At 69.2% G+C, this 21,599-nt stretch carries 14 protein-coding genes; 9 read left to right on the top strand and 5 right to left on the bottom strand.

Features of this window, described 5'->3' with window-relative positions:
• Nucleotides 1-46 precede the first annotated feature (46 nt).
• From KEG57_RS37410 to KEG57_RS37395, 4 genes are all read left to right on the top strand, one after another.
• Entirely contained in the window at nucleotides 47-1,837 is a 1,791-nt protein-coding gene (locus KEG57_RS37410) for a S53 family peptidase (protein ID WP_272425617.1), read from the top strand.
• Nucleotides 1,838-2,752: 915 nt separating this feature from the next.
• Complete coding sequence (locus tag KEG57_RS37405; protein WP_272459391.1) at nucleotides 2,753-3,076, top strand: hypothetical protein; 324 nt, start codon at nucleotides 2,753-2,755, stop codon at nucleotides 3,074-3,076.
• Complete coding sequence (locus KEG57_RS37400) at nucleotides 3,073-3,336, top strand: hypothetical protein (RefSeq protein ID WP_272459390.1); 264 nt, start codon at nucleotides 3,073-3,075, stop codon at nucleotides 3,334-3,336. Before KEG57_RS37405 ends, KEG57_RS37400 begins: the two co-directional genes overlap by 4 nt.
• A complete protein-coding gene (locus KEG57_RS37395; RefSeq protein WP_272459389.1) occupies nucleotides 3,333-3,926 on the top strand; it encodes a sigma-70 family RNA polymerase sigma factor in 594 nt (197 codons plus the stop codon). Before KEG57_RS37400 ends, KEG57_RS37395 begins: the two co-directional genes overlap by 4 nt.
• An 89-nt stretch (nucleotides 3,927-4,015) precedes the next feature.
• Here the strand turns inward: KEG57_RS37395 and KEG57_RS37390 are convergent, their stop codons facing one another.
• The gene (locus KEG57_RS37390) at nucleotides 4,016-4,261 is read right to left on the bottom strand and encodes a hypothetical protein (RefSeq protein ID WP_272459388.1); all 246 of its coding nucleotides are present in this window, start codon (nucleotides 4,259-4,261) and stop codon (nucleotides 4,016-4,018) included.
• Between the two features lie 498 nt (nucleotides 4,262-4,759).
• Between KEG57_RS37390 and KEG57_RS37385 the strand changes: the two genes are divergently transcribed.
• Nucleotides 4,760-5,197, top strand: coding sequence for a hypothetical protein (locus KEG57_RS37385; protein ID WP_272459387.1), 438 nt, complete (start codon nucleotides 4,760-4,762; stop codon nucleotides 5,195-5,197).
• A gap of 653 nt (nucleotides 5,198-5,850) precedes the next feature.
• On the opposite strand, the gene KEG57_RS37380 is transcribed toward KEG57_RS37385, so the two are convergent.
• Together KEG57_RS37380 and KEG57_RS37370 are read right to left on the bottom strand one after the other, a co-directional pair.
• Entirely contained in the window at nucleotides 5,851-6,033 is a 183-nt protein-coding gene (locus tag KEG57_RS37380; RefSeq protein WP_272459386.1) for a hypothetical protein, read from the bottom strand.
• Nucleotides 6,034-8,254: 2,221 nt separating this feature from the next.
• Entirely contained in the window at nucleotides 8,255-9,331 is a 1,077-nt protein-coding gene (locus tag KEG57_RS37370; protein WP_272459385.1) for a phosphodiester glycosidase family protein, read from the bottom strand.
• 271 nt (nucleotides 9,332-9,602) lie between these two features.
• Between KEG57_RS37370 and KEG57_RS37365 the strand changes: the two genes are divergently transcribed.
• Nucleotides 9,603-13,616 (top strand): M36 family metallopeptidase, encoded by a 4,014-nt coding sequence (locus KEG57_RS37365; protein WP_272425691.1) that lies wholly within the window; start codon nucleotides 9,603-9,605, stop codon nucleotides 13,614-13,616.
• A gap of 4 nt (nucleotides 13,617-13,620) precedes the next feature.
• On the opposite strand, the gene KEG57_RS37360 is transcribed toward KEG57_RS37365, so the two are convergent.
• Together KEG57_RS37360 and KEG57_RS37355 are read right to left on the bottom strand one after the other, a co-directional pair.
• Entirely contained in the window at nucleotides 13,621-14,421 is an 801-nt protein-coding gene (locus KEG57_RS37360) for an alpha/beta hydrolase (RefSeq protein ID WP_272425690.1), read from the bottom strand.
• Nucleotides 14,418-17,873, bottom strand: coding sequence for a hypothetical protein (locus KEG57_RS37355; protein ID WP_272425689.1), 3,456 nt, complete (start codon nucleotides 17,871-17,873; stop codon nucleotides 14,418-14,420). The genes KEG57_RS37360 and KEG57_RS37355 overlap by 4 nt, the downstream gene beginning before the upstream one ends.
• 233 nt (nucleotides 17,874-18,106) lie before the next feature.
• Between KEG57_RS37355 and KEG57_RS37350 the strand changes: the two genes are divergently transcribed.
• The 3 genes from KEG57_RS37350 (at nucleotide 18,107) to KEG57_RS37340 (ending at nucleotide 21,593) form a co-directional block, all read left to right on the top strand.
• Nucleotides 18,107-18,709 (top strand): DUF4142 domain-containing protein, encoded by a 603-nt coding sequence (locus KEG57_RS37350; RefSeq protein ID WP_272425688.1) that lies wholly within the window; start codon nucleotides 18,107-18,109, stop codon nucleotides 18,707-18,709.
• A 309-nt stretch (nucleotides 18,710-19,018) separates the two neighbouring features.
• Nucleotides 19,019-19,867 (top strand): HAD hydrolase family protein, encoded by an 849-nt coding sequence (locus KEG57_RS37345; RefSeq protein ID WP_272425687.1) that lies wholly within the window; start codon nucleotides 19,019-19,021, stop codon nucleotides 19,865-19,867.
• A 151-nt stretch (nucleotides 19,868-20,018) separates the two neighbouring features.
• Nucleotides 20,019-21,593: a hypothetical protein gene (locus tag KEG57_RS37340; protein WP_272425686.1), complete on the top strand. Its 1,575-nt coding sequence runs from the start codon at nucleotides 20,019-20,021 to the stop codon at nucleotides 21,591-21,593.
• The last annotated feature ends 6 nt before the right edge of the window (nucleotides 21,594-21,599 follow it).

Below are 21,599 nucleotides of genomic sequence, written 5' to 3'. Positions count from 1 at the left end.
GCAGCCCCGTTTGCCTCACACGAGCCCGCTCGGGTACGCTCGCCCCATGTCCATGACGCCGCCGCCGGGCCCGAACGAGCCGATCGACATCACCGTCATCCTCCACGATCGCTCGCGCGCGGAGCTCTTGGACTTGGTGATCGAGTGTTCCGATCCCGAAAGCCCGCGCTACGGCCGCCACCTCTCGCGCGCCGAGCTCGGGGGCCTCGTCGCGCTCGACGACACGCAGATCGAGGCCGTGCACGCTTGGCTTCGCCGTGCCGGCCTCGAACCGCTCCCGTCCGGGCCCGTCGGCCGGCAGCTCATCGTCGTGCGCGCGCCCGAGGAGCCGATCCGCCGCGCCTTCGGCCGCCACCTCGCCGATTGGCTGCGCGAGCCCGCCGGGCACCGCGCCCCGCGCGTCGACACGGCCGTCCCCCGCGAGCTCGCCGGCTACATCCAGGCCGTCCACGGCTTGCGCAACGCCCCCGAGGCCCGCAGCTCCATGGTTTCCCGCGCCCGACAAGAGGAAGTCCCGCTCGAGCTCCGCGAGGGATTTCCCTTTTCGGTCCGCAGCGAACCGGGAAAACCCCCGCCCGGCCTCGCCGGCGTCACGCCCGCGGACATCCGTCGCATTTACTCATTCCCGGACCACCTCACGGGCGAGGGTGAAACCATTGCACTCCTCATGCTCGGCGGATCCATCGATATCGGCGACCTGCACCTTTTCTGGCGCGCCCACGGCATCACGCCGCCCGCGGTGGAGATGATCGATCTCGGGCCCACGCGCGGCGGCCGGCTCGTCGATCCGCTGCACCGGCTCGAAGCCACGATGACCGTCGCCTGGGCCGGCGCGATGGCGCCCAGGGCACGCCTCGTCGTGTATTTCGTCGATCCCGAGGTCGTCGCCGATCCCTGGTCGATGTTCCTGCTCGCAGTCATCGGCGACGAGGAGCGCAACGTCACGGTCGCCTCGACGAGCTGGATCACGCCGGAGCGGCGGTATTATCGCATCTTCGGATCGAGCGTCGTCACGGGCCTGCTCGATCAGGCCGCGGCGCTCGGCATCACCGTGATCAGCGCGGCGGGCGATTGGGGCGCGCTCGACGGCATTCCGCGCCGCATGGTCGACGGTTATGCCGTGAGCGACGCGCCCTGGCCACACGGGGTTTTTCCTGCGGTCGAAGAGCGCGTGCTCAGCGTCGGCGGGACGATGATCACGTGCCTGGATCCGCTCACCGAGCTCGCCTGGAGCGGCCCGCCGCCGGTCGCCGTCGCCAAGTTGGTGCAATTCACGCAGCTCGCATCAAGCGGAGGCTTCAGCCAGGACGTCCCCATTCCGGCCTGGCAGCGCGACAGCCTGCGCAAATGGTACGCGCGTGGCGCGAACACGCCTGCGGTCGTCCCGTACGGCCGCGGTTTTCCGGACGTCGCCTTGATGGCGTCAGGCCCGTCGGTGCAGCGCGGCGAGGTGCTCTCGGCGCTCGGTTATCAGGCGGTGATCGGCCGCAACTGGATCGATTACGCGGGCGGCACGAGCATGGCCGCGCCGATCTGGGCCGCGATCATCGCGCTCGCGAACGAGGCGCGGCGCCGGGCAGGCAAGGGCCGGGTCGGATTCGCCAACCCCGCGCTGTATTCGCTCCGCAAGGCCGATCCTCCGGCCTTCCGTGACATCACGATCGGACAAACCGACGTCTGCGTGCGCGTAGCGAACAGCGTGGGCAAGGCCGTCGTGCAGCGCGTGGACGGCTACAGCGCGTGCGCCGACTGGGATCCGGTGACAGGCCTCGGCGTGCCGCACGTGATGAACCTCGTCGAGCACCTCGTCGCGCTGGGCAAGCCGCTCGAAGGCTGATGATGGGTCTCGTCGGGCAACCGTTGCGCCGGGGCGCAGCCCCGGGCCCCGCGGGGGCTATTCGCCCCTCGACCCGAACCAGGGCCTGAGCATTGGTCTCATCGCGAGGCGTCGCGCCGGGGCGCTGCCCCGGGCCCCGCGGGGGCTGTTCGCCCCTCGACCCGAACCAGGGCAAGCCCTGGACCGTTCGTGGAAGAACTGCGCATCGCGCAGTTCTTCCAACAGGCCCGTGGCAAGACCAGGAAGGTGCGTTGCACGCTGGCGGACACGTTGCCTATTGAATCGTCAGCACCGCGTCTTGATGGGCAGGGTCGTCGTTGGTCTTGACCTGGCCTGTTCGATGAACTGCGCGGGAGCGCAGTTCATCGACCCCGGGTCCAGCGCTTGCGCTGGTCCGGGTCCAGGGGCGGATAGCCCCGGTGGGGCCTGGGGCAAAGCCCCAGCGCAGCGCCTCCCAAGATGAGACCAATGCTCAGATCGGACGAGGCGGGGGACGCGGGCGCGGCTCAACGGGGCGCGGGGGCGCCGGATTGTTTCTGCTTCAGGTCCAAAGGAGGAATGCGCGAACGAAGGTAATGCGGGTGATCCGGCAGGTCCCATAACCCCTTTCGCCCCCCTTTCGCCCCCCGCTGCGCCGCTTCCCCCCGCCTCGCGCGCCGATACGCCCCCCGCTGCGCCCGTCGCTCGTCTCACGCCCTCGGCTGCGTCCGATACGGGGCTCGACGCAATGCGCGCGCGCCTCGCCGCCCGTGCGCTCGCGGCCGATGAAGCAGGGGACCACGAGGGCGCACGGCAATGGCTCGCCGCCCTCGCCGCGCTCGGTCCGGCGCCCTCGGCTGCGCCCGTCGCTGCGCCCTCCGCGCCCTCGACTGCGCCGTCGAACGTGATCCCGATGCGACGGAAGGGGGGTGCGCGATGACCCGCCCCGCTCGCATGGATCGGCCTCTCTACTCCGGAGGCTTGATCGAGATCCAACGGTCGCACCTCCGCGCCCTGCTTCGCCACCTCTTCCGCGAAAAGGGCACGTGGATCGCCGTGGCTCACGCCGTGAGCTTCCGGCGCTCGGTCGTGCTCGCATTCATGGACGGGACCGAGCCCGGGCACATGGCGCTCGCCCGGAGCATCGCCCGCGCCGTGGGGCTCTCCGTCGATGACGCCCTCGCCGGGAAGGCGCCGCCCCGCAAGGCGCCCGCCCTCGTCCTCGTGACTCCCCCGAAGCGGAAAGGGGGTGCCTCGTGACCGAGCACGACCAGGACAAGGCCCCGGAGAGCCTTCCCGCGGTCCTTACGGCGGAGCAAGCCGCGCGCGTTCGGAAGGCCCTCGCGCCCTACGTCGCCGGGCGTGGGTTGTGGAAGGCGTCCGACGCGATCGGCTACGCGCCGATGTACGTGCAGGCGTTCCTCCGCGGGCAAATCGCCTGCACGCTGCACTTCGCTACGGGCGTCGCGCACGCGCTCGACGTCGACGTGGAAATGCTCGCGCGGGGTGACGCGCCGTGATCCGGTATCGCGCCTCCCCCGGCGGGGGCGCGCCGATCGTAGAGGCGGACGCGGGGGACATCGAGGCCATGCGCCCGATGCTCCTTCGCCATGCCCGCGCGATCGGCGTGGAACGGCGGCATGTGCCCGATCTCGTGCAGGACACGATGATCACGACGTGGGAAGCCCTGAACGAAGGGCGCGTGCGCGGCGGAGAGAGGACGCCGCCCGATGCGGCCCTGCACGGGTTCGCGCGGCAGACGGCGTGGTTTCACGCCATGAACCTCTCGCGGCGCGGTTCCGGGCGCGAGGATCCCGTGTCCTCGCTCCGGTCGGTGCCGATCCTCGTGTCGCCCGATCCGACGGCGGCGATAGAAGCGGCGGACGTGCTCGCGCGGGTCATGGCGTCGAGTCCGAAGGTCGCCCACGTCGTGGAACTCGCCGCCCGCGGGCTCATCGGCGCGGACGCGGCGCGCGCCGTAGGGCAACCACGGGCGACGTACCACGCCCACGAGAAGCGGCTCCGCGCCGCCCTTCGGAAGCTCGGCGCGGCTCCCGCCCCGAAGCAGGCTCCGCGCCCCACGTGGAAGACGCGCAAGCGTAAGCGCTGAAAGGCGACGGGCGTCGTGTGCCGCACCACGACGCCCGTTGTCGGTTGAGAGCAATCAGGTTTTGCGACCGCGATTACCGCCCACTGTAGCTACGGTCGCTCGCGCAGCCGGAACTCTATGACGCTCGGAACGACGGGAGAGGGTTTCACGTCATAGCCGGGGCCGAGTTCCTTGATCGCGGCGTTCATGAACAGCGTCACCTGTTCTGGCGACGCGTTCTCAACAGCTATCGGAACAGGCGTGTTCGGAGTGTCGGATAGTCGCTTCCTCACCTCTTGCATTGCCTCGAAAAAGCGGATTCGCTCTATGGGAGCCATGTCGTCGATGTAGTCCATCCGCCGACGCTCGCACGATGGCGCGCTTCCACACAAGTTCGCGACGTGAGACTAGGTGGGAGGTGGTGGTTCCGTGGCTCCCTGGGCGCCCTGCTTCCCACTGTCCAGGCGCTCGATCCGCTCGGCGCAGCCGGTCGAGAGCCCGCTCGACGTCCTCTTCAAGCTCGTGCTCGGCGCAGCCGGCGGAGCCGGTCGAGAGCCCGCTCGATCCGCACGGCGGAGCCGTCCGACGTCGTCTTCCAACAGACGAATTGTTTGCGAGTTCACCATTGTGCCCTAATGCGAACCAAGTCACCGCGAATTGTGTTGACAATCGGATCGCCATGTGCGTCAAGCGCCCGCGCACCTGAGAGCCGGGACCTTGCTACGGCCTGCTTTGGCTTGTTTTCTCGGGCCAAAGAGCATCGTTGCACCAATAAAGTTGTTGACATTGTTGTGTGTCTCGGGTAGGCTTCGCGCCGGCTAGCGCGAGGTGTTTCTTTCGTTCAGTTTCGGGCGATGCGCTCTTCCGATGCTCGCCCACCGCTCGCCGCACCTGCCCTCTCGCTCGTGATCCCCTCTGGCGCGATCACTTTGATCGCCCCGCGTCCTGCGTTCGTATCGCAGGAAACATCGCTCGCCATCCTTGGGATCCCGCGGGATCGCTTCCTCGCCATGGTCCGCGCGCCGGGATTCCCGCTGCCCGTCCTCGTCCAGGGGAAGGCACGCATGGTCGACACGGAGGCGCTGATCGCCTACTTGCGCGGGCTCGGCGCCTCGCCTGCGAACCTCGACAGGAACGAGCAGCCTGTCGAGAGCGGCCCGGACCTCGCCGCCGAGCCGAGCCCGGAGAGTGAGGACTCCGCCGCGCGGAAGATGGGGGCGGGGCTCGGCTTTGCCTTCCCGGATGCGCCTGCGTCGGATGCGCCTGCGTCGCGGCGTCGGAGCAAGAGGTGATCGCCGTGGACGAGACATCGAAGCCGGGCTCCGTGGCGCTTACGTTCGTCGCTATCGATCGCGTGCACATGGGCGAAGTTCGCCTTGACCCGCATCCGAGTGCGTCCGATTCCGTGCAGGCGAGGGTGCTGGAAACGCTCGTCCGAAAGGCCAATAGGGATGGCACCATCGAGCGTAAGCACAAGGTGACCCTTGCCAAGGCCGCAGGCGCCTACATGTCGACGGAGACTGTACGAAAGGCCATATACGTATTGAATGCACGAGGCGTGACGAACATACGTCTAGTGGACGATTACCTCATTGGTACGGTTGCCTGGTTCGTCTACGACGCTTCATTGCCTCCCCCAGCGCCCGTAAGCCCACCGCGGAGGGCGAAGGTGGCAGGCCGCACACAGAAGGAACCGACCTCGGATAGTCAACCACGTGCGCGCCGCACACCCCCGGCGGACTCGGAAGAGCCCCCACCGGAGTGCGCGCCGCGCACCTCGCCGGAGTGCGTGCCGCACACCTCGCCGGAGTGCGTGCCGCACACCTCGCCGGAGTGCGTGCCGCACACCTCGCCGGAGTGCGTGCCGCGCACCTCGCCGGAGTGCGTGCCGCGCACATACTCTCCTAATAGATCTCTCTCTATGGGAGATCCGGAAGGGAGGCTATTAGGGAGGGAGAGATCCGGAGAGGAGATAGAGATCCCAGCGCGTCACGATCCGGGCGTCGATGAGGTCATCGCAGCGATCCATCGCTTCTACGGCGATGGCCCGGACCGGGCCGACCACGAGGCCATCGTCCGCGTGCTCTGCCGGATGACTCCGGAGACGATCGCCAAGGTCCCGTCGCATTACAAGGATCGGCTGCAAGAGGCGATATGGCAGCGCACTCCGTTTCCAAGAGAGCTTTGGTATCGGCCGCGATATTGGTCTCCGCCGTCAACCGCTGCGTCGTGAATGTGCGCGAGTGTGTAGACAAACAACCTACATCCGCACACCGACGCCTCGACGCGGGCTCGCTCCCTCGCCGCGCAGCCCTGGCACGATGGCCCCTAGAATGGCCGGAACGGGGGCAAGGACGCGCCGAGAGGCGGCGCCGCTCCCCCAGCACGCCCGCTCGCATCACGGGCCCTTCTCGCGCGAGTAAACGGGAAGTGCCCATGTGCGCCCGAACCGAACGAAAGTCGAGCCCCGGGCGTGCGTGTCGCTACTGTCTGGATCGCCTGCACGGACACGCAATGTCCGCGCTTTCCAAACTTCGCTTGCAGCCAAGCGGGCTCTGCCCGATGATCGGGGCTCACGGCAATGCAAGCGGCGCCTCCCCCCGCTGGAACCGGAGAGAGGCGCCTACCCCCAAACCCACGATAGATGGGCCGGAGGCTCACCTTGACTAGCACCACGACAAACGACGGGACAACTTCTCGCGGCGGGCGGCCGATCACCGGCGAAGCCTGCTTCCGCGCGAACGGGTACGAAATCCGGATCACCCTCGCCGGAAAGCGCACGACGATCCGCCTCGCCGGGCTCGGCCGAGTCGAGACACCGGAGGCGACCGCGCGCGCCGGGCGCTACCGCGAGGTGATCGCGACGCTCGCCCGCGAGGGCCGAGCCTTGCCGCTCGCGGCCCTCGAATCCCTCGCGCGGAGCCTCGCCGCCCTGCCCGAGACGCGGCTCGACGCCGCGCGGGAAGCCCTGGCGATCCTGCTCGGCGCGGGGCGCCCCGCGGGTGAGCTTGCCGCGGTCCTCTCGGGGATCGTCGCTGCGCCGACCGACGACGCCGCGCGAGCCGCAATCGCCCTCGCTCGCCTCGCCGCGGAGGGGCGCGCCATCCTGCCCGAAGGCGAGCGCTCCGCGCTGGACTGGATCCCGCCGGGGCTCACTCACGAGCGCGCCGCCCTGCTCGCGCCGAGCCCTGGCACGCTGCCCGGAAGCTTCGGGCACTTGGCCGAGCTTTTCCTCTCGGGCCGCCTCGCTGCCGTATTCCCGGGCAGGGTGCATAAGAAGACGAGCTACGCCGCAGATCGCTCGGGGCTCCGTCACGTTTTGCCCGCGCTCGGCCGCATCCCGTGCCGCGCGTTGACGCTGGATCATGGAGAGGCGGCTCTCTCGGGCATCCCCGATCGGCTCGGCCCGGGGTACGTCCGGTCAATCGCGTCGAGCGTCCGTCACCTCCTGTCTCTTGCCGTCTACCCGCTCCGGTGGACCGAGACGCTCCCCCTTCCGGCCAAATGGGTGCCACGCGCAAAGGTGAACCTCGAACGGCAGATCCTCATGCCCGCGGAGGAGCACACCCTGCTCGCCTGCACGGCGATCCCCTTGTGCCTACGCGTTTTCGTCGCCTGGCAAGCCCGGCAGGGGACGCGCCTCATCGACGCGGAGCGGCTCACCCTTTCGTCTCTCACCTTTCAAGGCGACCGCGCGACCGTCCGCCTCGCCAAGACGAAAGACAACGATCCCCGGTCATGGGCTTTGGATCCCGCCGATACCATGATGATCCGAGCCTGGATCGAATGGCGAAGGAAGCGCGGCGAAAACCTCACCCCGACGACGCCGCTTTTTCCGGGGCCGCGATGCGCGGTCATCCAACGTTCGGGGCTCGCGCAATGGCTCCGCTCGGCGCTATGGGATGCCGGGATCCGTCGTGCGGCGCTCTTCACGCGCTCGGCGGAGTCGTGGCCTCATGAAGAGCACGATCTTCGGGCGCTCTTCTGCACGTATTCCCTCGCCAAGGGGCGCGCCTTGTCGTGGATCACGGACCGGACCGGGCATTCCCTGCAATCGCTCGAAACGTACCGGCGCCATGAGCGGCGCTGGTCCGAGATGGAACTCGGGGACCTTGCGCCGAGCGTCCAGGCGATCCCCGAGCTTGCCGCCCTCGCCGGGCTCGACCCTCTCCCCCCGCCTCCCTTGCCCGGGCAGCCGGGGGACTTGGATGTACGACCGATCACCGCCGAGCGTAGCCCGGGCAAGGTTTTGGCGCGAGTTTCGGCGCAAGGTCGGGATCGGCGCGGCGCGAACGGAGAGCGAAAAGGCGCGGCATTCCCCGTGAAAAGTGGGCATCCCGCGCCGTCCGTCATGGCGGAGTCTGTTTCTTCTTCAGGTAGAAAAAGTCCCGAGGTGCAGGCTTCGATACATATCCGCTCTTCGTGTATTCGACCTTTTCGATCAGCGTCGACACGACGGCGGGTGGGGTGGAATGGTCGTACAGGAGGAACCGCGTATACGACCAGTTGATGTCGAGCTCCGCGGCGGACGCAGCACCGGCCGATTTCATTGCGGCGGCGAGGTCACGCGCCCATACCCACTCACCGATCGCGAAGAGGAGCGTCGTTCCGTCCTCGTGCAATCCGATCGCCGTGCGGCGAATCTCGCGATCACCTCCCTCGGCCGCGCCCCAGAGCCGCGCCGTGTCCTCGTTTGGCAGGCGCGGGTGGAGCGCGCCGCCCTCGATGAGGCACGGCGGCGTCTGCCGGTAGGACCGGATTTGCGCAGTGATGGGCGCGAGCGCCGGGAAGCTCGCGATACGCACGGACCCGTCGCCGAGAAGCGCCACCGTGCAGGCGTCCTCCCGCGGCGGAAGAAAGACGTCGCCGTCGACCATCATTCCCCATTGGCCGTGCTTCGCCATGAAGCCGCCATTGAACACCGCAATCAGCGAGGACAGATCCGCCGCCGGGACGAGGCCGGGGCGTCGATCCTTTGACACCACGGTCGACGTGGGCTCTTCCGTGCCCGCGACGAGGCGTAGATCGACCCGGCGCAGATCGATCGCCACGAGGACGACGTACGGGTGGGGTTTGATCGGGTGTGGATGGACCGTGGTGCGCGCGAGCGCGCCGGTGCCGCGTGCGGCGCCCTCCTCGAGGAGCGTGAAGACACCGTCGCCGGGTTTGGCGGTGCGGGCGTGGGGCGGCGTGAACGTGGGCGGCGGAAAAGGAGGACCCGAATTCGTGGGAGCAGCAACCGCTCGTGCAGGAGCGGTCTCCGGAGGGCTTGGTTCCGCAGGCTTCGGCGGCGGCGTCACGACAGGCGGCGCCGCGGGACTCGTGGTGATCCGCGGCGGCGGCGCCGAATGGTCGAGGGGAGGGGGCGTCCCGCCGCACCCGGAGGCGAGGATCGAAAGGAACCACGGGAAGAACCGACGGACCATGCCGCGCCGCCATTAGCACAAGTCGCGCGCCTGGCACCTCGGATTGCGAAAGAAAAGCAGCGCGGAGGGAAATTCCAAGCCGTGGTCGACGGAATCTTGCATCATCGTCCGAATACGTGCGGAAGCGCGCGCCAGTCCGCGGTGAGACCATAACGTTCCTCGTAAATTCGCTTCCCTCTCACGCGATAAGCGAGTACGCCTCCCTCCTTGGCCCGGCACCCGCCCGCTTCACATCGAGGCGGCGGGCGCGTCCACGTTGGTGGAGGATTCGATGAAGCGCTCCGTTCGTTGTCTCACCATGCTCACAGCGCTGGTCGGGGCTTCCTTCGCTCATGCGAAGGAGCTGCCGAACTTCGATGCTTATTATCGCGCGCAGCCGACTCCCGCCGGGGGTCCGCGCGTCTTGCGGTCCCCCCTCGGCGGACACGTCACGTCGGTGCACCCGCACACCGGCGCTCCCACTTTTTTCTGGGCCTCGCGGGATCAGAGCGGCACGAAGGCGCTCGTCGCGAGCACGAAGCCCGACGTCGCCGCGCGCAAGGCGCTCGTCTCCGCGGCCGAGATGTTGAAGCTCCCGGAAGCCGCCATCCAGGCCACGGTCGTGCGTGAAATTCACGATCGCGGCGCAGGCGGCGTCGTCGTGCGTCTCGGCCAGGAGATCGAGGGCATCGAGGTCTTCCGCGGCGGCGCGAACGTCATGCTCGATCGCAGCCATCGCCTCGTGGCTGCCTCGAACAACCTCCATCCGGCCGGGTTTGCCGGGAACAAGCGCGTCCCGCGCACATTCGTCGTGACACCTCAGGGCGCCCTCGCCAGTGCGTTCCGGGATTTCCACGGCACCGATCTTCCGGTGGCGAACCTCCTGCCGCGCGGCGAAAAAGGTCGTTACCAGACCTTCGATCTGGTGCCCACGCAGGCTCACGAGTTTGCCGGCCCCGCGCGCGTGAAGAAGGTGTTCTTCCCGCTGCCGGATCGCCTCGTTCCCGCTTACTACCTCGAAATCCGTCCGCGCGAGGTCGGCCAGAAGGACGCGGGGCTCTACGCCTACGTGATCGCGGCAGACGACGGGCGCGTCCTCTATCGGCAGAACCTCTCGCACGACGCGGTTTTCAATTACCGGGTCTGGGCCGATGCGAACGGCGACAAACGCCCCCTCGACGGCCCGCAGGCCGATTTCACGCCGCACCCGACGGGCCAGCCCGACAACTCCCAGCCCGACTTCATCGCGCCCGTGCTGGTCTCGATGGACGGCTTCAACAAGAACCCCCAGGGCACGTTCGATCCGTGGCTGGCCTCGGGCGCGACCTCGACGTCCGGCAACAACGTCGACGCGTATGCCGACCACGCCCAGCCGGACGGCTTCGGCAATGGCGACACGCGCCCGAGCGTCACGGCCCCCGGCACGTTCGATCGGGTCTACGACGTGAACCTCGCGCCGACGGCGAACCAGAACCAGATCATGGCCGCCGCCACGCAGCTGTTCTACGTGACGAACTGGCTGCACGATTACTGGTACGACTCGGGCTTCGACGAGAAAGCGGGCAACGCGCAGAAGAGCAACTACGGCCGCGGCGGCGAGGAAGGCGATGCGCTCCGCGCCGAGGCGCAGGACGACGCGCTCAACAACCAGAGCCGTAACAACGCGAACATGCAGACGCCTGCGGACGGCGAATCGCCGATCATGCAGATGTACCTCTGGTCGGGCGCGAGCACGCGGAGCCTCACGACGAACCCCGGCGGCACGGGCTACGGCACCGACGTGGCCGAATTCGGGCTGCAGGTCTTCAACACGACCGGCTCCCTCGCGCTCGTCGACGACCAGTCCACGACCACGACAAACGAGACGCCCGGTACGTTCGGCGACGGCTGCCAGTCCATCAAGAACAATGTGACCGGCAAGATCGTCGTCATCGATCGCGGCGCCTGCACGTTCAAGCAGAAGGCCGTGAATGCGCAGGCCGCGGGCGCGATCGGCATGATCCTCGCGAACCACCTGAACGAGGCCGCCCCGCCGTACATGCCGAACGGGCAGCCGAACCAGGCCCTGAACATCCCCGTCCTGTCCGTCACGCTGGCTTCTGGCAACGCCATCAAGCAGGCCATGATGGGCGGCGATGTGACGGCCACGATGGTCCGCTCGGCGGCGGGCGTCGAGCGCGACGGCACGATCGACAACCACATCGTCGCGCACGAGTGGGGTCACTACCTGCACAACCGGCTCGCATACTGCGGCTCCAACATGTGCGGCGGCATGGGCGAGGGCTGGGGCGACACGGTCGCGATCCACATGGCCCTGCGCGAGGGCGACGATCTCGACGGCGTCTTCGGCATGAGCGTCTACGCCACGGCGACGCTCGGCGACAGCGGCTACTACGGCATCCGGCGCGTCCCGTACTCGACCGACATGACGAAGAACGGCCTGACCTACCGGCACATCGCCGACGATCAGGCGCTGCCGGATCACCCGATGGCCGTCATCCCCGCGCCGAACTCCGAGGTGCACAACGCCGGCGAGGTGTGGGCGACGATGATGTTCGAGGCGACGGTCGCGCTGCTCAAGCGCAGCCAGCAGCCGGGCGCGCCCTACGACTTCGAAGGGGCTCGCCGCCGCATGGCCGACTACATCGTCGCGTCGCTCAAGACGGTCCCGCCGGACGCGACGTACCTCGAGCAGCGTGACGCGATCCTCATGGCCGCGTCCACGGTCGACCTGAAGGACATGGAGATCCTCGCCCAGGCCTTCGCCAAGCGCGGCGCGGGCTCGTGCGCGGTCTCGCCGCCGCGCGACTCGGGCGACAACATCGGCGTGGTCGAGAGCTTCGAGGTCAAGGCCTCGGTCTCGGACCTCGCGGGCGGGCTCGACGACACCGTCCAGTCCTGCGACTCCGACGGGCGCCTCGACGCCCAGGAGTCGGGCCGCGTGACGATCGAGCTCAAGAACACGGGCGTCGCGCCCCTCACGGACGCGGTCGCGAGCGTGACGGCGCAGCAGGCGGGCATTTCGTTCCCGAACGGCACGCAGGTGCAGTTCGGCACGGTCCCGCCCTTCGGGACGGCCAAGGCCACGATCGACGTCGCGCTCGACGGCTCGGTCGCCGGCATCAGCTCGGTCAAGCTCGACATCGCCGTGACGAGCGCCGAGACGTGCGAGCCCAAGTCGACGCTCGTCGAGGTGCCGTACATCAACTACGACAACGTGCCGGAGTCGGCCGCGATCGAGAGCGCCGAGAGCGACATCGAGACGTGGACGAGGTCGGGCGATGGCGCGGATCGGGTCTGGAACCGCATCCAGAACGGCCCGCCGAACCACGTCTTCCACGGCGTGGACTCGGGCAGCCTGAGCGACACCGCGTACGAGTCGCCGGCGATCGTCGCGGGCCCCGGGCCGCTCACGGTCACGCTGAAGCACCGCCACGAGTTCGAGGTCGGTCCGCCGCCGCAGGGCGGTGGCACCGTCAACTACGACGGCGCCGTCATCGAGATCTCGACGGACGGCGGGCAGAGCTGGCAGGACGCGGCCCAGTTCGCGATGGTGCCCTACACCGGCACGATCACGAACATCTCCGACAACCCGCTCGGGAATCGCCAAGGGTTCACGAACCGGAACGCGGCGTGGCCGGGCTTCAACACGATGACGTTGAACTTCGGCAGCTCGCTCTCCGGCAAGACGTTCAAGCTGCGCTTCCGGATCGGCACCGATCCGGCGGCCGGCGCGTACGGCTGGGAGATCGACGACATCGACGTGCAGGGCGCGGTGAACAAGCCGTTCGCGTCGATCGTGGAGGACAGCACGAACTGCGTGGGCCTGCCCGTGGCGAACGCCGGCGCGGATCTCGTGGTGTCGGGCGGTGACGAGGTCACGCTCGATGGTTCGAAGAGCAACGATCCGGACGGCGACACGCTCACGTACAAGTGGACGCAGACGGAAGGGCCCGAGGTCGCGCTCACGCCGAACAATGGGCCGAAGCCTACGTTCGTCGCGCCGAACACGCAGGTCGATGTGACCCTCACGTTCCAGCTCACCATCTCCGACGGCAAGGGCCTGGCGAGCGACCTCGTGAAGGTGACCGTTCAGCCTGGCTCGGGCAACGGCGAGGGCGGCGGCGCGGGCGTCGGTACCAGTGGCAGTGGCGCCGGCGGCGGCCCGATCATCGTCGAGGACGAAGGTGGCTGCGGCTGCGCCGTGGTCGGTGACGAGCAGAAGAGCCCGGTCGTGCCCGCGGCGGCCGCGCTCGGCTTGATCGGCGCCGTGTTCGCGCGGCTGCGCCGTCGCAGCCGCAAGTAATCCGTCACGGATGGGAGGCGGCGGCCCGCGCGGCCGCTGCCTCCAGCGCCTTCTGCCAATCCCCCCGCATCGAAGCGCTCACTGTGTGCCCCACGCCGGGGTAGGTGGTGAGCTCCGCCGAAAAGCCCACCGCGACGAGCGTGCGTACGGTCTCGGTCGCGCCGGCGAGCGGCACCATCGTGTCCGCGTCGCCGTGGAATGCGTGGACCTTTGGGGCGAATTTTCCCATCGGCCACGAGCTCGGGTAGAGCGGCGGCGCGAGCAGGCCGGCGAGGGGAAGCGCCTCGCCGATACGCTCGGGGTGTTTGACCGCGAGCGTGAAGCTCAGCATTCCTCCCTGGGAAAACCCTGTCACGATCGGCCGACCGCGTGTGGGCCGCGATCGTTCGAGCTCCTCCAGCATCGCCGCGAGCCCGTCGGCCGCGAGTGCCGTGCCTTCCGCCAGTTTTGCCGGATCTCGACGCGCGAGCGGGAACCACGAGAAGCCGTCGCTGTACGGCGTCGTCCCGTACGGCACGACGACCCGCATGCGACCTTCGATCGGATCGAACAGCCGAACGAACGACTCCGGACGATCCCCGAGCCCGTGAATCGCCACCACGAGCGGCAGCCGTTCGGTCGCGGCGGCGCCGCCCGTCACGCGTTCGAGGTACCGGATCCCCGCGGCCTCGGGCGGCCCGGATGCGGCCTTCGCCTCGGTCCTCGGGGCAGCGCTCCCCGGCGGAGGCTCGGGCAGCGTGTCACGCCCGCACGCGGGCGCGAACAGCACGAGCGCGAGGAGGACGGCGCCCTTTGCGTGGTTCATGCCGAGGCCAGGCGCGCGACCCGCTCCCGCTCGCGCTGCGGCGGCGGAAGGATCGACGCGCCGAAGAGCACCCGCCGCGGCGCCTCGCCCGCGACCTCCTCGCGCCACGACAGGGCCCACTCGGCCCAGGGGATGTGCTGATCGCGGAACAGGATCTTCCGTAAATCGAGCGGCTTGGGCTCGATCGCCGGGCGCTCGCCGCGCACCACGGGCGGCACGAGCGGGCCGCTGAAGCCGGCGTCGAGGGTGTAGATCACCTCGGTCCGATAGCCCTCGCCCGGCCAGAGCACGAGGCCCTCGTCGGCGATGTCGTACGGCACGTCTTCGCCGAGCGCCGCGCGGATTTGCTCGCGCACGAGATCCACGCCGGCCATGCGGTAAAATCCGGCGATCGCGTTCTCGAAGAGGATCCGATCCGAGCCGTCGAGCGCATCGACGAACCCTGGCTCGGTCACGCTCGCCACGACGAGCCCGCTCTGCTCCTCGAACGCGATCACGGTCTTTGCCTTGGAGATCGCGTCGCAAGCGAGCTCCAGGCGCAGCCGGTTCGAGCCGAGCTCGACGCTCTGCACGGTGATGACGCCCGCGCGGAAGCGGGGGCAGGCCGCGAGCAGACCGCTCACCTCGCGATCGACGGCGCGCCGCACGGTCTCGCGCAGGTCGTCGAGCTGCTCCTGCAGGCCGCGCAGCGAGCCGTGCCCGTGCTCGATGCCACGCGACTCGTCGAGATCCGCACGCCGCGCCGCACGCCGCAGTTTTCCGTACAGCTTGGGCAACGTGCCCGAGTGAAAGCCTGGGCGCATGAGCGTGCCCACGGTCTCGCCTTGATGCCCGATCGGTACGGGGCCCAAGTTTTTCGCGCGGTTCTCGCGGTAAAGGCGGAAGTTTTCCTTGAACTCCCACACGAGGAAGCCGAACACGCTCGGGAAGAGGAAGACCGTCGTCGCCGCGATCGTTCCGCCGATCACCGGGCCGAGCGGGGCGAGCGCGTGGTTCATGACCGTCAGCATCTCCGCGAGCTGCTGGATCAGCATCTTCTGCGCGACCGTGACCACCGGGAAGTGCTTCACCGGGTTGATCTCGGGCTCGATGAGCAGCGTGATGTAGAGCCGGATCACGTACGCCACGAAGAACCACACGAGCCCGAGCGCGGCCTTGAGCGGGATCGTGGCGCGCTTGTCGCCCTCACGGAACCGCAGGAACTCGTCGACCCGATAGAGCGTGCGCTCCGAGACCTCCAGCATCGCGCGGAAGATGCTCATCACGAGGCGCAGGAGCCCCGGCAGCGCGCGCCCCTTGAGCGCCTCCCAGCCGAGCGCGATCTGGTCGAACACGACCTCCTGCGCGACGAGGCCCGCCCGCGTGTTGAGCAGCACGCTCGCCGCCACGAACACGCCTGCCGCGCCGAGCGGCCCGATCACGCCGGGAACGTCGCGCAGAGGCGTGGCCAGGTAGAGGATCGTCGCGACCACGAGCGGCATGAGCACGTAGCGCGCGAGCGCCCGTGCAAGCCCGCTCTCCAGCACGCGCCGGATCGGCCCGAGCGAGAAGACCCACCGCGGCAGGCGCACGAAGACGGCCGCGAGCGCGTGGCCGAGCATCGACAGGAGCCGCATCGCGCCGGCGCGGAGGGCTTCGCTGTGGATGAGCCCGAAGAGCACGGCGGTCGTCACGAGCAACGACGGCGTGCTCACGAGGTGCGGCGGCACGAAGCCGAGCGCCTTCGCGGCCGGCCCGACCATGTGCTGCAAGCCCTCCAGCACCACGAACGCGCCACCGGCCGGCAGGATCACGAAGAGCGTGACGAGCCGACCGAGCTTCGTGCCGAAGAACACGCTCGACACTTTTTGCAAGGCGCGCAGGTACACCTCGCCGCGGCGGTAGACGCCGTCGAGCGAAACATCGAGCGCCTTGTCGGCGAGCAGCAGCGGATCGCCGCGCACGAGCTCACCCGGGAGCCCGACGTCGCCCATCTTGAGCTGGCTTCTGGAGAGCGCGTCGCGGAGCTGCCCGATGCTCAAGAACCCGCGCACCACCACCTGATCGCAGAGCTCCTCGACGAGCTTCTTCCGCGCCACGCGCTCGGGCACGCTCGCGGGCCGGAGGCCCACGCCGTCGAGCGTCCCCTCGATGACCGGCCGCAGCGTTTTCCGTACGTTCTCCTCGGCCCGCCGCACCGCCATGCGCAGGAGCCGCGCGATGAGCCGTCGATCCGCGGACGGCATCTCCACGTGCCTTAGCTTTTGCAACGCGTTCCGCAGGTGCCGCGCGATCTTGAGCGGCCGCGTCGCTGGCAGCTTCCGCACGATCGGGCGATCGCCGAGCGAGAGCGCCCATGTCACGAGATCGACCGCCGACGCCCCGCGCTCGTGCGCCACGCAAGCCCGCTGGAGATCGTAGAGCAGCCGTGCCTCGACCGGGTACCTGAGCGCTTGCCTCTCGCTCGCCGTCACCGCGAGCGGCATCAGCGACGAGGTCCACGGCACCCGCGGCGCGCCCTCCGCGCTCTCGCCCGGGCCCACGAGCGCCGCGTCGAGCCGCGCGCCGAGCGCGTCGAGATCCCGCTGCACCTGGGCGCGCAGCTTCACCTGCTGATCCTCGCCCGCCGCCGGCATCGCCGCGAGGAGCGAGAGCGCGGCCCGCACGTGGTTCCCCTCGGCGCGCGCCTTCTCGGCCTGGGCCACGAGCTTCTGCGCGCCCGCGACCGTCGTCGCCCGCCGCGACAGGAACGCGGGGAGCACGTCGAGCGCGGGGAGCGCCGAGTACGTCGGCGTCGTCGACTCCTTGCCGAACGGCGTCTCCGAAGGCTCCGCCGCGCCCCCGGGCCGGCACGCGGCGAGCAGCGCGCGCGCGTCCACGTCCCCGCCGATCACCGCGAGCGCGCGCGACGTGTCTCGCAGCGTGGGGAACGTCCTCGCCACGAGGCGCGGGGCGAAGTGGTGCAGCTCCAGCAAGAGCGCGGCGAACTCCGTGTACACCTCGGCGTCGTCGGCCGGGGGCAGGAGCAGATCGTCGGCCCGGAGCACGCGCCGGATCTCGTCGAACTCCGTCTGCCCGATCCGATCGATCCGCGCCCGGATCGCCGCTTCATCGAGCGCACCGCGGCGCCGCGCGGCTTCGAGAGCGAGGTGCACACGCCCGTGGAACGCCCCGCGCCAGAGCCGCGTCAGCACCTCGGCCGGCGACGCGTCGAGGATCTCCGATCCCTTCGGCCGGGGCAGGAGCACCACCTGCTCCGGCAGCTTCTTTCCCGCCTCGCCGAGCTCCGCGGCTGGCACGAGCGCGAGGAGCTCGTCCCTCCCGAGCGCGTAACACGACGCGTGCGGCACCAGGAGCCCGATGCCCACGATGCGCCGGTGCCGCTTGATCACGCGGGCGACGAGGCGGCTGTCCACCACGAGCGTCCCGGTCTCCGCGCTTCGCAGGCTTCGCTCGATGGGGGTCGTATCCATGCGGAAGAGCGGTGCGGCGGGAGCGCCGCGCTCGGCCCCACTTACACCACGCAGCGCGGAGGCACAACGACCCGGGCGGAAAGCATGTTGCCGTCCGGTGCCCCCCGACCTCGGGAGACGGTGCCACCGGCTCTCGCCGCGCGCCGCGGGGCTTCATGGCCATGGGGGCGCTGACGCGTGGATCTCGGCTTTGGCCGAAGCGAGCGGGCGGCGCCTTTGAGAGGAGACGACGCATGGCTCACGCATTCCATCGATCCTTCGGCCGCGCCTTCCTGCTCTTCGCGCTCGCGTCCGTGGGCGTGTGGGGCTGCGGCACGGAGGCGGGGAACAACCGCCCGGGTCAGGCCACGGAGGAGCCCTCGGAGCCGATCTCGGACGGACAGATTTTGGCCGTCGTGTCGACCATCGATCAAGGCGAGATCAAGAACGCGAAGACCGCGGAGCAGCGGACCGCGAACGACGCGGTCCGCACCTACGCGCAGCGCATCGGCGACGAGCACGAGGAGGCCGAGACGCGCATTCAGGCGCTCCAGGAGAAGCTCCGGGTGAAGCAGGAGGGGAGCGAGATGCAGTCGAACCTCCGCCGCGAGGCCGATCGCATGGCCGAGCAGTTGCGGACCGTGCCGCAGAACCAGTTCGACGTCACCTTCCTCGACGCGCAGATCGCCATGCACCAGCGCGCGATCACGCTCCTCGACGCGCAGCTCATCCCGAACGCCGATTCGGCTGAGCTCGAGACCTTCTTGCACGAGATGCGCAGCTCGATGGTCACACACCTCACCCAGGCGCGGCGCCTGCGCAGCCGCTTCCCGACGCCCCCGGGCGGCGGGCTCTGATCCGCGTAGAGCCGATAAATACGGAAAATATCTCGGGCGCCCAGATCGGACTGGATACGTCCGATCTGGGCGTCGATTTCCGTCGGCCTCATGCCATTGCATGATAATCTCGGTTACGGCTGGCGTCATGGACGGGGAGCCGGCGGCCGAGGGCCTCGCCGCGGCCGATCGTGGCCTCCCTCGTCCCGCGCCTCGGGGGCCACGTCTTTCTTTACGGCTTTGGCCTCGTTCGCGAAGGAATGGATCCCATGCTTGTCTTGAAAAACCCGAACCCCGGCCATTTCATGCGGGCCGTGCGATGGACGCGCCATGCCGCCGCTCGGTGATCGCCGCATGTATCTGCCGCGCATCGCGGCCCCGCGCTGGGTCGTCTTCGCCGATTTCGACGAGACCTACCTCGCGCACGACGGCTCGCCCGAGCGCCGCCGCGATCGGCGCTCGCTCGAGCAGCTCCTCCTCGAAGAGGCCTCCGCGCTCGGCCTCGTCTTCGGCTGGGTCGCCGACGGGCCCATCGACGTCGTCGCCGCCACGGTCGGCACCCACGGCCTGCGCGTCGTGCCCCATTTCATCGCGAGCTCCTGGGGCGCCGAGCTCGATTTCTTCACCCGCGAGGAAGGCCGCCGCCCGGTCGCCGAATGGGACGCCCGCGTGGCGCAGAGCGGCTTTTCGAGGGCCCGCGTCGCCGCCGCGCTCGACGATCTCCTCCGCCGCGGCGTCCACCTGATCCGCCGCGAGCAAGCGGGCAGACGCATCGACAGTTACATGTTTCAACCGAGCGGTCGCGGCCGGCACCTCGAGATCGCCTCGATCCTCCACAAGGTCGCCGAGCGCCACGGGATTGGCGTCCACGTCTATCCCTGCCACCCCGCGCTCGGCGAACCCGAGGGCGCCTACGACGTGGATTTCGTGCCGCGGGGCGTCGGAAAACGCCAGGTCGCCGATTTCGTCCTCGATCGCCTCGGCATCCCGCGCTCCCGAGCCTTGGGCTTCGGCGACGACGTGGGCGACGTCGACATGCTCTCCACTGTCGAGCACGGCTACCTGGTCGACAACGCGACCGACGACGCTCGCCGCCGCTTCTCCCGCACCGCCGGGGCCAGTTATGCCCGCGGGATCCTCGACGTGATCGAGCGACGCATCGAACGCGTCCGCCTCTGATTCTCGCCCTCCGCCGCGACACCGCTGTCAGGGCCGCGCGCCGGCCCTGGCAGCACGATCCCTTCTCGAATCCCGGGAATACGTGTATGGCACATGGTTTGCTGGCCGTGCCCAGCCTTCGTCTTTCCCTCATGCAGGAGATGAAATGCCGATGGAACGACCTTATGCGGCGCGTCGCGCGTTGCTCCACCCGTTGTGGCTCGGATCTCTCGCCGTCCTCGCCCTGAACGACCACGTCCTCAAGGGCGCGGGCATTCTCCCCGGCGCGATCACGGGCAAACTGAGTGATTTCGCCGGGCTCGTGGTGGCGCCGGTGCTCCTCGCGGCGCTCCTCCGTCTCGGAAGCCGCCGGAGCCTTTTCCTCGCGCACCTCGCCACGGGCGCCGTCTTCGCCGCCATCAAGCTCTCGCCCGCGGCGGCGCGCGCCTTCGAGGCGTTCACCGCGCTCACGCCATTCCCCTGGCAGATCACCGTCGATCCCACCGATCTGATGGCGCTGCCCGCGCTCGCCCTCGCGTGGCGTGTCCTCGTCCCGGCGATGCAGCGTCCGCTTCCGGAGCGCCCTCTGGCCCAGCGCACGGCCGTCGTCTTCGGATCGCTCGCATGTGCCGCGACCAGCGAGCCCCAGGAACCGCCGCCGACCTGCGACCCCGAGTTCTGCGGCGTCACGCCCACCGAGGCCGGCGCGCTCTCCCTCGGCAATACCACGACCGGCGAGCGCCTCGTGCGCCTGCGGCCGCTCAAGGACTCGGTCCAGGTCGATTGCGAGACCCTGCTCGCCGATCCCGAATCCGCGCTCTCGCGCGAGCTCTTCGCGCCCGCCGAGGCGTGGCTCCTCCAGCCGGGCCGGGGTTTGCCCCTCCAGAACAATGACACGGCGGGCTGCGTCGCCTACCTCGTCGACGCCGACGGCCTCTCGCCCACGCTCCTCGCCTGGTCCTCCTCGAGGTTCCCGACCCAGTTCGTCTCCACGGCGACGAACGCGGACGACGGCCTCATGATCCCGCTCTCGCTCGATTCGAACGGAAAACTCTCGCTCGGCCCGCACGAGGCCGTCTTCAAGGCGCCCGCGCTCGAAGAGCCGCCCGTCGCCCCCGGCTGCGGCTCGCCCGACGAGACCGTCGGCATCGAGTGGTCCACGCCGGTCCCCATCGGCGGGCCTTGGATCGTGGAAACCATCATCTCCTCGCCCGACGATTGCCACGCCCTCGTGCTCCAGAACAAATCGACGATGTACGTCTGCCTGCCCAAAGCGGCCATGCCGTTCAAGGCCGGGGACAGCCTCATGATCGACGAGCATGATGGCATCGCCGGCTCTGCCCCCGAGACGAACGGCGAGCCGCCCGAGGGCAAGGTCCTCATCCTCCACAGCGACACGCACACCGTGGTCGCGACGCGCGGCAATGTCCTCGCGCGGTACGGGTTTACGGGCACGGACGCGCCGCTCGGCGAGCCCACCGTCGAATCCGATCTCGTCGAGGGCTGTACCGGCGCGCACGACGAATGCGGCAGCCTGCTCGTCCCGCTCGAGCTCAGCCTCCTCGGCGCTCACGTCCCGTCAATCTCCTTCCTGCGCGCAGGCAAGAGCATCGATCTCGCGGACGGCTACGGCACGCTGCACGTCGTGCGCGCCGAAGCCATGCCCATTCGCGACACGGAATGCCCGCCCTTCGCTCGCTCCAGCCGTCATTACGAATCCGTCCTCGTCATCCCCGCGGGGCCTTGATTTCGG

Source organism: Polyangium jinanense, from assembly GCF_028435365.1.
Note: the sequence above shows the minus strand (reverse complement) of the source record. Positions and strands in the feature narration are given on the sequence as shown.

Bases quoted from the DNA above. Each gene is read 5' to 3' on its own strand.
- KEG57_RS37370 (WP_272459385.1), bottom strand. From the start codon at position 9,331: ATGGTCCGTCGGTTCTTCCCGTGGTTCCTTTCGATCCTCGCCTCCGGG.
- KEG57_RS37385 (WP_272459387.1), top strand. From the start codon at position 4,760: ATGCGCTCTTCCGATGCTCGCCCACCGCTCGCCGCACCTGCCCTCTCG.
- KEG57_RS37405 (WP_272459391.1), top strand. From the start codon at position 2,753: ATGACCCGCCCCGCTCGCATGGATCGGCCTCTCTACTCCGGAGGCTTG.
- KEG57_RS37390 (WP_272459388.1), bottom strand. From the start codon at position 4,261: ATGGACTACATCGACGACATGGCTCCCATAGAGCGAATCCGCTTTTTC.
- KEG57_RS37410 (WP_272425617.1), top strand. From the start codon at position 47: ATGTCCATGACGCCGCCGCCGGGCCCGAACGAGCCGATCGACATCACC.
- KEG57_RS37380 (WP_272459386.1), bottom strand. From the start codon at position 6,033: ATGCGACGGGACCTTGGCGATCGTCTCCGGAGTCATCCGGCAGAGCAC.
- KEG57_RS37365 (WP_272425691.1), top strand. From the start codon at position 9,603: ATGAAGCGCTCCGTTCGTTGTCTCACCATGCTCACAGCGCTGGTCGGG.
- KEG57_RS37345 (WP_272425687.1), top strand. From the start codon at position 19,019: ATGCCGCCGCTCGGTGATCGCCGCATGTATCTGCCGCGCATCGCGGCC.
- KEG57_RS37355 (WP_272425689.1), bottom strand. From the start codon at position 17,873: ATGGATACGACCCCCATCGAGCGAAGCCTGCGAAGCGCGGAGACCGGG.
- KEG57_RS37350 (WP_272425688.1), top strand. From the start codon at position 18,107: ATGGCTCACGCATTCCATCGATCCTTCGGCCGCGCCTTCCTGCTCTTC.
- KEG57_RS37340 (WP_272425686.1), top strand. From the start codon at position 20,019: ATGGAACGACCTTATGCGGCGCGTCGCGCGTTGCTCCACCCGTTGTGG.
- KEG57_RS37360 (WP_272425690.1), bottom strand. From the start codon at position 14,421: ATGAACCACGCAAAGGGCGCCGTCCTCCTCGCGCTCGTGCTGTTCGCG.